This is a genomic window from Streptomyces sp. NPDC050535, assembly GCF_044457665.1.
Classification (GTDB): domain Bacteria; phylum Actinomycetota; class Actinomycetes; order Streptomycetales; family Streptomycetaceae; genus Streptomyces.
In genome coordinates this window covers 655787-667659 of the sequence record NZ_JBITHE010000001.1, presented here as the reverse complement: position 1 = coordinate 667659, position 11873 = coordinate 655787, and the positions used below count along the sequence as shown (strand labels likewise).

At 70.3% G+C, this 11873-nt stretch carries 10 protein-coding genes and 3 pseudogenes; 8 read left to right on the top strand and 5 right to left on the bottom strand.

The window, feature by feature from the left end; translation table 11 throughout:
* The first annotated feature begins 86 nt into the window (after positions 1-86).
* The 4 genes and pseudogenes from ACIBLC_RS02825 (at position 87) to ACIBLC_RS02810 (ending at position 2528) form a co-directional block, all read left to right on the top strand.
* A complete protein-coding gene (locus ACIBLC_RS02825) occupies positions 87-407 on the top strand; it encodes an alpha/beta hydrolase (RefSeq protein ID WP_399208813.1) in 321 nt (106 codons plus the stop codon).
* Between the two features lie 291 nt (positions 408-698).
* Positions 699-1058, top strand: a pseudogene (locus ACIBLC_RS02820) (alkene reductase); the annotation flags it as partial.
* A gap of 210 nt (positions 1059-1268) precedes the next feature.
* On the top strand, positions 1269-1778 hold the full coding sequence (locus ACIBLC_RS02815; RefSeq protein ID WP_399208812.1) for an SRPBCC family protein: 510 nt from the start codon (positions 1269-1271) through the stop codon (positions 1776-1778).
* 282 nt (positions 1779-2060) lie between these two features.
* Complete coding sequence (locus ACIBLC_RS02810) at positions 2061-2528, top strand: cupin domain-containing protein (protein WP_399208811.1); 468 nt, start codon at positions 2061-2063, stop codon at positions 2526-2528.
* A 163-nt stretch (positions 2529-2691) separates the two neighbouring features.
* Here the strand turns inward: ACIBLC_RS02810 and ACIBLC_RS02805 are convergent, their stop codons facing one another.
* The 3 genes from ACIBLC_RS02805 to ACIBLC_RS02795 all read right to left on the bottom strand — a co-directional run bounded on the left by ACIBLC_RS02805 (position 2692) and on the right by ACIBLC_RS02795 (position 4918).
* The gene (locus tag ACIBLC_RS02805; protein WP_399208810.1) at positions 2692-3441 is read right to left on the bottom strand and encodes a class I SAM-dependent methyltransferase; all 750 of its coding nucleotides are present in this window, start codon (positions 3439-3441) and stop codon (positions 2692-2694) included.
* A 5-nt stretch (positions 3442-3446) separates the two neighbouring features.
* On the bottom strand, positions 3447-3752 hold the full coding sequence (locus tag ACIBLC_RS02800; RefSeq protein WP_399208809.1) for a 4a-hydroxytetrahydrobiopterin dehydratase: 306 nt from the start codon (positions 3750-3752) through the stop codon (positions 3447-3449).
* A gap of 98 nt (positions 3753-3850) precedes the next feature.
* Positions 3851-4918: an ADP-ribosylglycohydrolase family protein gene (locus tag ACIBLC_RS02795; protein ID WP_399209267.1), complete on the bottom strand. Its 1068-nt coding sequence runs from the start codon at positions 4916-4918 to the stop codon at positions 3851-3853.
* A gap of 36 nt (positions 4919-4954) precedes the next feature.
* Here ACIBLC_RS02795 and ACIBLC_RS02790 point away from each other — a divergent pair, with 36 nt between their 5' ends.
* On the top strand, positions 4955-5794 hold the full coding sequence (locus tag ACIBLC_RS02790; protein ID WP_399208808.1) for a helix-turn-helix domain-containing protein: 840 nt from the start codon (positions 4955-4957) through the stop codon (positions 5792-5794).
* Positions 5795-5801: 7 nt separating this feature from the next.
* Here ACIBLC_RS02790 and ACIBLC_RS02785 read toward each other — a convergent pair whose 3' ends face one another.
* Positions 5802-6227 carry a hypothetical protein gene (locus ACIBLC_RS02785; protein ID WP_399208807.1) on the bottom strand — a complete coding sequence of 142 codons (426 nt, stop codon included), beginning with the start codon at positions 6225-6227 and terminating at the stop codon, positions 5802-5804.
* Between the two features lie 192 nt (positions 6228-6419).
* Here ACIBLC_RS02785 and ACIBLC_RS02780 point away from each other — a divergent pair, with 192 nt between their 5' ends.
* Positions 6420-7283 (top strand): helix-turn-helix domain-containing protein, encoded by an 864-nt coding sequence (locus ACIBLC_RS02780; RefSeq protein ID WP_399208806.1) that lies wholly within the window; start codon positions 6420-6422, stop codon positions 7281-7283.
* A 168-nt stretch (positions 7284-7451) separates the two neighbouring features.
* Positions 7452-9107 (top strand): annotated as a pseudogene (locus ACIBLC_RS02775) (molybdopterin-dependent oxidoreductase); the annotation flags it as partial.
* Between the two features lie 77 nt (positions 9108-9184).
* Here ACIBLC_RS02775 and ACIBLC_RS02770 read toward each other — a convergent pair.
* Positions 9185-10378: an esterase-like activity of phytase family protein gene (locus ACIBLC_RS02770; protein WP_399208805.1), complete on the bottom strand. Its 1194-nt coding sequence runs from the start codon at positions 10376-10378 to the stop codon at positions 9185-9187.
* A gap of 389 nt (positions 10379-10767) precedes the next feature.
* On the opposite strand from ACIBLC_RS02770, the pseudogene ACIBLC_RS02765 reads away from it, so the two are divergent.
* Positions 10768-11386, top strand: a pseudogene (locus tag ACIBLC_RS02765) (IS630 family transposase); the annotation flags it as partial.
* Positions 11387-11873 lie beyond the last annotated feature (487 nt).

The window sequence follows — 11873 nt, the reverse complement described above, 5'->3', positions numbered from 1 at the left end:
GGCAGGGCGATCGCGTCGCGTCTCCCTGCAAGCGGTCGAGCCATCGCAGGTAGCTGCGCTCTGCCGGACCTGGCGGAGCGCAGCTGTTGTGGTCCTACGACGACAGCCGCACCGCGTGGCCGGCGCTGCTCGGCGACGCGGCGGGCAGGCCGGGGGCGCCCGCCACGGCGGCTCCCGCCCGCCTCCAGGACGCGACCGGGCTGCCCCCGGCCTACATCGAGGTCGGCCAGCTCGACGCCTTCCGTGACGAGGACCTCGCCTACGCGACCAAGCTCAACCGGGCCGGCGTCCCCGTGGAATTCCCCCTGCACCCCGGCGTCCCGCACGAGTTCGACTCCATCGCCTTCACCACCGACGTCGCTCGCCGCGCCATCGCCGACCGCGTCCGCGTCCTCGCCTCCCTCTAGTGCCGTGGCAGGCAATGTTTGCCCGTGAAGGAGCGGCGTCCGGTGCGTGCTCTCGGCGTGCCGGCCGGAGGCCCTCGTACTGGACGTACTTGGGTCTTCGGCCGGTGCGGCGAGTGGGGGCACCTCCCACGCCCTCAAGGCTGTGGGGGAGCGTGCCGGGCGTCGCGACGGGGCGAACGTTGCCTGTCACGGCACTAGCCCCAGGGGCGTCATGTTCACCGCCACCGGCCTCTAGGAGACGCCCGTCCCCCGGGTCCTCACCGCCGACGAGATCGCCGTGCGGTCGACGAGTTCCGCCCCACGGCGGGAGCGGCCGTCGCCCCCGGGTTCGACGGCGTGGAGATCCACGGCGGAAACGGTTACCTCCTCCACCAGTTCCTCTCCGCCAACACCGACGAGCGCACCGAGCCCTACGGCGGCTCCGTCGCCCACCGCATCCGCTCCGCCACCAAGGTGACGTCCGCGGTGGGCGCCCCGATCGGCGCCGACCGCACCGGCCTGCGCATCTCTCACCACAACAGCTACAACGACATCACCGAGCGCGACGTCCACCCGGCGCCGCTCGACGTCATCGCCCCGATCGGCCTCGCCTGCCTGCACCTCCTCCAGAGCCCCGGCGAGGAATTCCCGCAGCACATACGCCGACAGTGAGTCACGGCACTGATCGTCGACCGCTGCGGCACCCCGCTCGACACCCGCTGCGCCGAGCTCGCCTCCGGTCTGGCCGACGCCACCGCACTGGCCTACCCCGACCTGCCGCACCGCGTCCACACGGACGCCCCGCTCAACGAGCCCGACCCGGCCACCTTCCACGGCGGCTACACCGACAACCCGACCCTCCCCACCACGGAGAGCTGAACCATGACCACACTCCTCATCGGCCCAGCCGACAAGACCGTCACCATCACCGTCCAGCAGCGGACCCGCACGGCTCCCCAGGACGCCTTCCACATCCTGGTGCCCATCGACCTCCCCACCGTCTTCCGCCCGGTGGCCCCGTTCCCCGGCATCAGCAGCGTGAAGAACCAGACCGAGGCCTGGGACCACGCGGGCCCGCGAAGGAACCCGCAGTTCGACGACGGCTCCCAGGCCGACGAAGAACTCACCGAGTACGTACTGGGCTCCAGCTTCGCCTACCAACTGACCGGCTTCACCAACGTCCTCTCCCACCTCGCGGCCGGCATCCGGGGTGAGTTCAACGTCAACCCCGACGGCGACGGCACACTCATCCGCTGGACCTACGAGTTCAAGCCGCTGCCCGGCCGCCGCTGGATCCTCGCCGGCCCCTTCACCCCGCTCTGGCGCCGCTACATGGTGGCCGCCCTCGACCGGTGCGTCCACGTCATCGAAACAGAGGACCGATCGAGCTGAACGCGGATACGCCGTGTGCGGCCCACACCGTTCCCTGCACCGCCCATGCCCCCGCAGTGTCCCTCCCCCACCGGAGGTGAACGTCCGCTTCACACGGTGTGCGGTCGCACTCACAAACTCACCGCACCACCAGTCACGTTCAGGCCCGCGAGTCTCATGTTCAGGCCTGCGAGTCAGAGCATCAGGATTCGCTCCTGAAGGCGGATCCCGACCCCTTACCCGCTCCGCAGGAGTCCGATTCCGCCTCGGCCTGACGGCTGGAGTTTCCCTGGAGGTCCCCGAATGACCATGGCCTATCTGGCGCAGCCCGAACAACAGCAGAAGCTGGAATGGCTCGACGGGGGAACGCTCTCCGTGCTGCTCGACAAGGAAGCTACCGAGGGCAAGCTGACCGTGGGCCGCTTCGACGTCGCCAAGGGCGAAGCCCCGCCGTTCCACCTGCACACCCGTGAGGACGAGGTGTTCATGCTCATCAAGGGCACGGCCCTGGTGTGGTCCGGGGAGGAGGAACACGAACTGAGCGAAGGCGGGATCGTCTACCTGCCCCGGAACGTCCCGCACGGCTACCGCATCACCTCTCACCGCGCCGACCTTCTGATGATCACCACGCCCGGCGGCATCGAGGGCATGTTCCGCCACGCCGGACGCGACCTCACCACCCCGCGTCCCGACGGCTTCGAGATCCCCAAGTCCCTCCTGGCAGAGGCATCCGAGCTCTACGGCGGCGTCATCCTCGGCCCGCCGCGCTGAACCGCTCACGGACCCGCGCACCCGCGCCGGGCCGGCCGAAGCCTCCGGTCCCGGTGTGGAGGTCGGGGCCGGGGGACAGGGATCACCGGGACCACGGCGCGCTGGGAGCAGGCCTTCTCCGTGGACGGCGAGGAGACCTGGCTGACCAACTGGGTCATGGACTTCACCCGGCGGACGGCTTCCTGAAGGCCAGCAGGGTGAACTCCGGTTCCCCGCGCGGCACTTCCTGTTCGGGGAGCGCCTCGAGGCGGGTGATGAAGTGCGCGGTCAGGGGGTCGTCCGGCGCCAGCCGGGTGAACCAGCCGCGGCGCAGGTCCGCCACCGTGCTGCGCGGGCTGCGCCCTTGACCGTGGCCCAGGAACCGGGCCCGGCCCGCCGGGAGAAGGCCGTGCTCGGCGGCGTACGCTCCGACACGCTCCGCCCGGTCCTGGGCCGGGCGGCGCGGGCGCGGGGCGAGGACGGCGTCGATGTCGCTCCCGACGTCATGGGCGGCGCTCTTGTCGACCGTGGTGACGTACACCCCGCCGGGGCGCAGCATCCTCGCGCACTCGGTGACGACGGCCCGGACGTCCTCGGGTCCGTCCAGCAGGTGGAGCAGCCACACGCTGGTCACGGCGTCGAACTCACCGTCGGGGAAGGGGAGTCGGCGGCTGTCGGCGAGGACCACCGCGCCCGGTATCCGGGTCACCGCCCTGCGCGCCATGCCGGGCGCGGCGTCCACTCCCGTGACCCGGAGTCCCGGCAGGCCGGTCGCGAGGCGCCGGGTCACTGTCCCGGTGCCGCAGGCGACGTCGAGCAGGGTGCGGGTGTTCCCGGGGAGGAGGCGGGTCACGGCGTCGGCGGCCGCCGCGGCCCGCGGTGCACCGCCGCGCGAGGCGTCGTAGGCGTCGGCTTCCTTGTCGTAGTCGAGCATGCGGGTCAGCGCGCGCCGTGGCCGGGAGCCAGTTCCTCGACCCTGCGGGCGAGCGTGAGGTCGAGCGCGGTGACCGCGCCGCCGACACTGTGTGTGTTCACGGTCAGGGAGACGGTGTGATAGCCGAGGGTGAGGTCGGAGTGGTGGTCCAGCTCGTCCTGCACCTGGGCGATGTGCACGACGAGTCCGGCCGCCGCGAAGTGCGAGCCGAGCTCGTAGGCGCGGGCGAGCCGGTCACCGTCCAGGGACCAGCCGGGCAGGTCCGCCAGATGCTCCTCGATCTCCTTCTGCGTCAGCGGTTCGACGGGCATGACCTGGGCTCCATTCGTACGGCGGGGGGTGCGCGAAGGGCTGTTCCTCAGCGTGCCACAGTCCCCCGGAACTCGGCTCCGGGTGAGCCCGGGGTGACTCAGCGTCGTACGCACTCCGCCGCGAAGTCGTCCGCCAGGACGGTGATCGTGGTGCGTCCCTCGATCCGCTCCAGCCATTCGTGCGGGAGTCCGTGGTCGCCGTGCAGGGCGCCGAGGAGGTTGCCGCAGAGGGAGCCGGTGGAGTCGCTGTCGCCTGAGTGGTTGACGGAGAGGAGGAGGGCGTCGGTCACCTCGGGGGTGGCGAGGGCGCTGTAGACGCCGATGGCCAGGGCCTCCTCGGCGATCCAGCCGGCACCGAGGGACTCCAGCCTCTCGGCGCTCGGGGCGCCTTCGGAGGCCAGGTCGAGGGCCCTGGTCAGGGCTGCCGTCGTCTCCTCGTGGCCGGGGTGACGGGCCAGCAGCCGGAGCGTGCGCAGGACCGCGCCCTCCAGGGAGTCCCCGGAGACCAGGTGCGTGACGATCGCGGCGAGGGCTCCGGACGCGTAGTAGCCCGTGGGGTGGCCGTGGGTCATCTGGGCGCAGCGGGCGGCCATGCCGAACGCGGTCCCGGCGGAGGTCCGGGTGAGGCCGAAGGGTGCCGAGCGCATCACCGCGCCGCAGCCCTTGGAGGCGGAGTTGACCGGTCCGGGCGGGCCGAGTTCGGCCATCGGGTCGGGCACGAAGTCCTGGTGCTGGAGTCCGGAGAGGCAGGCGTTGCCGGGTGCCCGTCGGGCGTACAGCCAGCTCTGCGCGGCGAGTCCGCCGTGCACGTCGCTGTCGGGCCCGGTCTTCGTCTGGGTGTCCAGCCATCGTCCGTACGCCCATCGCACCAGTCGGGACCAGCCGCCCCCGATGCCCTTGAGACGCTCGCGGGCGTGCGCCTGCTGGATGCCCTCGACCGTGAACAGGGTCATCTGGGTGTCGTCGCTGACGCGCCCGAGGACACCGTCGCCGTCGGGGACCAGGCCGGTCACCCCCTGGGCCCCGTGCGTGGTCCGAATGCGTTCCAGGGAGTCGAACTCGACGGGGTATCCGAGCGCGTCCCCGATCGCCCCTCCCAGCAGACAGCCGCGTACCCGTGCCCGGTAGACCGCCTCGGCCTCCCAGCCCAGCCGTCCGTCGCCCATCTCGTTCACACACCGCTCCTCGGTTACCGTCCTCTTATGAGCATTGTCGCGCCGGGTGCCTCCGCGCTGCCAAGTGGCCCCGCCGGCAGGGGGGTCGGCCCGCTGCTGCGCGGCTGGCGGGAGCAGCGGCGGGTGAGTCAGCTGGAGCTGGCGCTACGGGCCGGTTCCTCGGCCCGGCACATCAGCTTCGTCGAGACGGGCCGCTCCCGGCCGAGCGAGGAGATGGTGCTGCGGCTGGCCGAGCACCTGGAGGTCCCCGTCCGGGAGCGCAACGCGCTGCTGCTCGCCGCCGGGTTCGCGCCGCGCTACGCGGAGACCCCGCTCGACGACCCGGCGATGGACGCCCTGCGCGAGGGCATGGAGCGGCTGATCCAGGGCTACGAGCCGTATCCGGCGCTGGTGATGGACGCCATGTACAACGTCCTCGCCGCCAACCAGGGCATCGTCATGCTCCTCGCGGGCATTCCCGATGCCCTTCTCGTGCCCCCGTTGAACGCGATGCGTCTCACCCTCCACCCGGAGGGCATGGCACCGCGCATCCGCAACCTCCGCGCCTGGCGCGAGCACCTGCTCGCGCAGCTGGACCGCCAGATCGCGCTGCGCAGGTCGGAGCCGCTGCGTGCCCTGTACGAGGAGGTGGCGGCCTTCCCGGCGGGACCGGACCCGGAGCCCGCCGAGGAGGAGGGCTCCCTGGACCGGGTCCCGTACTTCGCGCTGCCGATGCGGATCGAGCACGAGGGGCAGGTCCTGTCCTTCATCTCGTCCGTCTCGACCTTCAACACCCCGATGGACGTGACGGTGTCCGAGCTGGCCATCGAGACGTTCCTCCCGGCGGACCCCGCGACGGCCAAGTTCCTTCAGGGAAGGATGTCCTGACACTCCATCAATTGCCGTTCGGCCGGATCGCCTTCAGTGCCGCGTACTGGAGCGTCGCGATTCCCGCCACGGTCATCGCCTGTGCGGGCGCCCACACCGCTCCGGCCGCGCTCGGTGACAGCCAGAACAGCAGCGCGACGAAGCTGAGCACCGCCCAGGCGTAGTTGATTTCGATCACCGTCCGCACGGCCCAGGGCGACGGCTCTCGCCGGGACGCGAGCCGTCCCACCCCGGCCGCGTAGACCCCGAGGACCGCCCCGAGGATGAGGAGCAGGCCGGAACCGACCCCGAGCAGCCGTGCGAGCGGACCGGAGACGGCGAGGTAGGCGACCGCGTTCACGCCGGTGACCAGGGCGTCCGCCACCAGGAACCGGCGCAGCGCGGTGCGCGGTTCACTCGTGCGGGCCAGTACTGCGAGCTGGGTTGCGGACATGGCGGATCACCCTCCGTCGGGTTCGGTTCCTGCGGTGGGACCACGATGAGGGGCGGGCGGGGCAACGGTCGATTACCACCGGGGTAATGGGTCGCGGGGCCGCTGAGGCGAAGGCGACCCGGTCGCCCCTGTGAGGGATCCGGGGGAACATGGCACACTGCGCATGTACTTCGGCGCGTGGGGAGGCGTGGCGTGAGCGAGCGGCGGGCTGCGCCCACCGTGGGACAGGTGGTTCTGGGGCGACGGCTCCAGGAACTGCGGGAGACCTCGGGGCTGAAGCGGGAGGAGGCCGCGCGCGTGCTGCGCGTGGCCCCGGCGACCGTGCGGCGCATGGAGATGGCCGAGGTCTCGCTCAAGATCCCTTACGTCCAGGTGCTGTTGGAGACCTACGGAGTGGCCGCCGACGAGGTGGCCGCCTTCGTCGGGCTGGCCGAGGAGGCAAACCGGCCGGGGTGGTGGCAGCGGTTCCACGACGTGCTGCCGGAGTGGTTCAGCATGCACGTCAGCCTGGAGGGCGCCGCCGAGCTGATCCGCAGTTACGAGCCGCACTTCGTGCCGGGGCTGTTGCAGACCGAGGACTACGCGCGTGCCGTGCTGGAGGCGGGGACGGTCGGGCAGACGGGTCCCGAGTCCATCGAGCGGCATGTGGCGCTGCGGATGAAGCGGCAGGGGCTGCTCACCGGCGAGAAGGCCCCCCACCTCTGGGTGATCATGGACGAGACGGCGCTGCGGCGCCCGGTGAGCATCGACGGCAAGGTCATGCGCGACCAGATCGACCGGCTCCTGGAGGCGGTCGAGCACGACCACATCACACTCCAGGTCGCCGAGTTCACGAACGGCCCGCACCCGGGGACGTACACGTCCTTCGCGCTGTTCCGCTTCGCGGAGCCGGAGCTGCCCGACATGGTCTACAGCGAGTACGTGACCGGTGCCCTGTACCTCGACTCGCGCATCGAGGTGGCGCTGCACCTGGAGGTGCTGGACCACATGTCGGCCCACGCGGCCTCGGCCCAGCGCACCAAGCAGCTCCTCCGGGACTTCCGCGAGACGTTCTGAGCCGCCCGGGCGCCAGGCCCCCGGCCCACCGCCGGCGCCCCTCCCGCCGCCCGTACCCCGCCCGGCCGCCCGCCGTCGGCCCGTGCCCCGTACGGCTGCCGTGAACGGGTGCGCTCCCTGACTCGCCCCTAGATTCGGATCACAGGGTGAGCAAGGGAGCGCACGCACGTGACCGACACGCGGGTACCACCCAGCGAGCCTGGCGCCGCGCTGCTGCGTGCGGGGCGGTTCTTCCGGCCCGGCACCCCCTCTCCCGACCTGCACAGTGTGGGGCTGACGGGCGGCCGCGAGGCGGACTCCTTCTACCGGGACCGCTGGAGTCACGACAAGGTCGTGAACTCGACACACGGGGTGAACTGCACCGGCTCCTGCCGCTGGAAGGTGTACGTCAAGGACGGCATCATCACCTGGGAGACCCAGCAGACGGACTATCCGTCGGTGGGCCCGGACCGCCCCGAGTACGAGCCCCGCGGCTGCCCCCGTGGCGCGGCCTTCTCCTGGTACACGTACTCCCCGACCCGGGTGCGCTACCCGTACGTACGCGGGGTCCTCCTGGAGATGTACCGGGAGGCGAAACAGCGCTTCGAGGACCCCGTCCTCGCCTGGGCCGACATCCAGGCCGACCCGGCGCGCCGGCGCCGCTACCAGCAGGCCCGCGGCAAAGGCGGCCTGGTGCGCGCCACCTGGGACGAGGCGGTCGAGATCGTCGCCGCCGCGCACGTCCACACCATCAAGGCGTACGGCCCCGACCGCATCGCCGGGTTCTCCCCCATCCCCGCGATGTCGATGGTGTCGCACGCGGCCGGCGCCCGTTTCCACTCACTCATCGGCGCCCCGATGCTCTCCTTCTACGACTGGTACGCCGACCTCCCCGTCGCCTCCCCGCAGGTCTTCGGCGACCAGACCGACGTCCCGGAGTCGGGTGACTGGTGGGACGCCGCGTATCTGATGATGTGGGGCTCCAACGTGCCGGTGACGCGGACGCCCGACGCGCACTGGATGGCCGAGGCCCGCTACCGGGGCCAGAAGGTCGTGGTCGTCGCCCCCGACTACGCGGACAACGCCAAGTTCGCCGACGAGTGGCTGCACCCGCACCCCGGCACCGACGGCGCGCTCGCCCTCGCGATGGGGCACGTCGTCCTCAAGGAGTTCTTCGTCGACCGCGAGACACCCTTCTTCGCGGACTACGTAAGGAAGTTCACGGACCTGCCGTTCCTGGTGACCCTCGCCGAGAAGGACGGCGCGTACGTCCCGGCCAAGTTCCTGCGCGCCTGTGACCTCGGTCAGGACGTCGAGGGCGCCGAGTGGAAGACGGCCGTACTGGACTCGGTGACCGGCCGGGCGGTCGTCCCCAACGGCTCCCTCGGCTTCCGCTGGACCGAGTCGGGCAAGGGCAGATGGAACCTCGAACTGGGAGCTATCAAGCCCGAGTTGAGCCTGTACGGCCATGAGGCGGCCGGCGGGCTCGAGGTGCTGCTGCCGCGCTTCGACACCGAGGGCGGCGAACACGGGCAGGGGCGCGGCGACGTCGTGCGCCGGGGGGTGCCGGCCACACAGCTCGGCGGGGCGGACGGGCCGCTGGTCACGACGGTCTTCGACCTGCTGCTCGCCCAGTACGGGGTGGGCCGGGAGGGGCTGCCCGGCGACTGGCCCGACTCGTACGAGGACGCCTCGGCGCCCGGGACGCCCGCCTGGCAGGAGGCGCACACCTCCGTGCCCGCCGCCAAGATGGCGCTGATCGCGCTGGTGCCGTACACGCGTCTGGTGCACATGTTCAGCGCGCCGGTGCGGTATCTGTTCCGCCCGTACGTGGTGTACCGCAGCCGCGACCCGAAGCAGCTCGGGCCGCGGCCGGAGCGGCGGGGCTGGGAGAAGACGGAGGTCTAGGGGGTGTCCCGGCGTCAGCGAAGGGCGCGCTTGTCCGCCTTCAGGCTCTGCGCGAGCCGGATGGTGATGAACTCGTTGTTGTCCGCCTTGCCGGGCGTACGGCCGGAGGAGAACGGGAAGTTGTTGTCGTTCAGGACGGCGAGGGTCCTGTTGTCGAGGAGGACCACGTCCTCGATCGTGGTGAACGGGAAGGTGAACGTCGCGCCGAAGCCGCCGAGGCCCTTCGGGTTCGCGATGTTCATCAGGTCGGCCACGAGGGTCTTGTCCATGGCCCCGTCGCCGTCGCGGTCGCGGGTGTCGGCGAGGTAGATCCGCTTGAACTTGGCGTCGGCGCCCTGGCCGCCGTCGCGCTCGATGACGAGGAAGCGGTTCTCGTCGACCGCGATGGCGTCACCGATGGCGTTCGAGGGCGACTCCAGGCGGTAGGTGAACCGCTTCCCGGTGTACGTACGGGACTTCAGGTCGAACTCGCTGAAGCGCAGGTCGCCGGGGGTGTCGCCGTTGACCGTGCCTTCCAGGAGCGGGTAGAGGTGCCGGCCGTCGACCGAGCGGACCATGCCCTCGAAACCCTTGCTGCCGGCGATGGTGGGCTGGGCACCGTTCAGGTACGGGTTCTCCGGCGCCCGCACTCCGGCGAGCGCGATCGGAGCTTCGAGCAGCCTGCCGGACGGGGAGAAGTGCAGGAGGAACGGGCCGAACTCGTCGCCCAGCCAGTACGAGCCGTCGTGGGCCCGGACGATGGACTCGACGTCGAAGTCCGCGCCGGTCAGCACCCGGTCGGCCCGGGTGAGCGCGAACGGCACCTTGTGGTAGGGGTCGCTCAGGTTGAAGCCGCCCAGGACCCTGACCTTGCCGGTCCTGGTGTCCGGCTTCACGCGGTGCACGCGGAGCAGGAAGTCGGCGCTGTTGGACTGGTTGCCGTAGCCGTTGTCGGACAGCACGTCGTAGCTGCCGTCGTGGCGGTCGATGGCACCGCTGAAGCCCTGGACCGGCTGGTCCGCGAACGGGCCGGTGATGCCGTTGAACGGTCCGGCGCCGATGGCCGAACCGGACGGCTCGCTGTTCGGGACGAACGTCTCGGCCGGGAGCGAGGCGAAGCCGGTCAGCCTGGCCTGGCCGAAGTCCCCGGAGTGGCGCTCGGCCACCGCGGGGGACGCGAGTCCGACGGTCAGCGCGACCGCGCTGACCGTGATCGAAAGTCTCTTCATGACCCGCACGTTAGGGACCGCGGGTGACGGGCGGCCGAACGCAGGGCGACGCGGGACACCGGGATCGGGCCTGCCTGCCGATTCCCGTCGTCGCCCGGAGAGCGGCCTCGCGGCGTCAGGAGCGTGCTCTCGGCGTGCCAGGCGTGGACCTCGTGCTATGAACGCACTTGGGGCTGCGCCCGGTGGGGCGAGAGTGCGTGCATGGCGTCACGGGGCAGACGGGAAATGTCAGACAGCCCTAGTCTTCTGAGTCAGGAATTCCGTTCAGATGTCTAGGCTTGCCTGGTAGCGCGGACTGGGCGGCCGAAGGCCGAGTTGACGCTGTGGGACGAGGAACGGGCTGCGCTGGAGGGTGGGTGCGGCGTCGTTCGACACCGCACCCCGCGGGGCGGTTGCGGTTCGTCGAGAATCGGATCGCCGGGCTGGGTGACATGCCCCGTTCGCGCGGACCCAGGACAGTCACCAACGATCAGATCGAGGCGGTGGTCAAAAGGACACTGGAGACCACTCCGAAGAACGCCACGCACTGGTCGACGCGGGCGATGGCCGCAGAGTTGGGGCTTTCACAGTCGACGGTGTCGCGGATCTGGCGGGCGTCCGGTCTGCAGTCGCACCGCTCAGAGACGTTCAAGCTGTCGACGAACCGTACTTCGTCGACAAGGTCCATGAGGTGGTCGGTCTCTATCTGGATCCGTCCGAGCGGGCGCTGGTGTTCTGCGTGGACGAGAAGTCGCAGATCTAGGCGCTGTCCCGCTCGCAGCCGATGATGCCCGGGGTTCCCCAGCGCATCAACCACGACTACGTGCGCGCGGGCACCACCACGCTGTTCGCAGCGCTGGAGATGGCAACCGGCAGAGTGATCGGCGGCTCCCCCATCGCCGGCACCGTGCCGAGGAGTTCAAAAAGTTCCTGGTAAAGCTCGACCAGGAGGTACCGGCAGAGTTTGACGTCCATCTGGTGCTGGACAACTACGCCACCCACAAAACGCCGGCGATCAGTCGCCGGCTGGCCGTTCCCGGCCAGCGTCACCACATCCACCGGTTCCCGGCCGACCCAGACGCGGCAGATCCCCGAGCGCAGAAGATACTCGAAGCCCCGTACCGATCAGGCCACTTCAGCGCGGTAGGAAGCGACGTTCCAAACTGAGCGGCAATGTCCGTGTTGGCCAGCCCCTCCGACGCCAGCAGCAGGATCCACGCCCGCTGCACCAACCACCGGGGCCATCGACATCAACGCCAACGCCTCCAGGCGCGATCAGTCACCCCATGGAGCTGCAACGCAGCGGCCAGATAAACAGCCCCATTGTCCTGAAATCACAAATGTAAAGCTACCTCCGACACGCAAGACTAGTCCTGAATCGGCCTTTCACTTGGCTTGTTCTGTGACTTCCCGCAATACTCGCCACTATGGCATCACTTGCACCACCAGAAGCAAGCTCAACGTACCAAGTATTCACGCTCGGAAACGATAAATGCTATCGTCGACCGAGCGACAT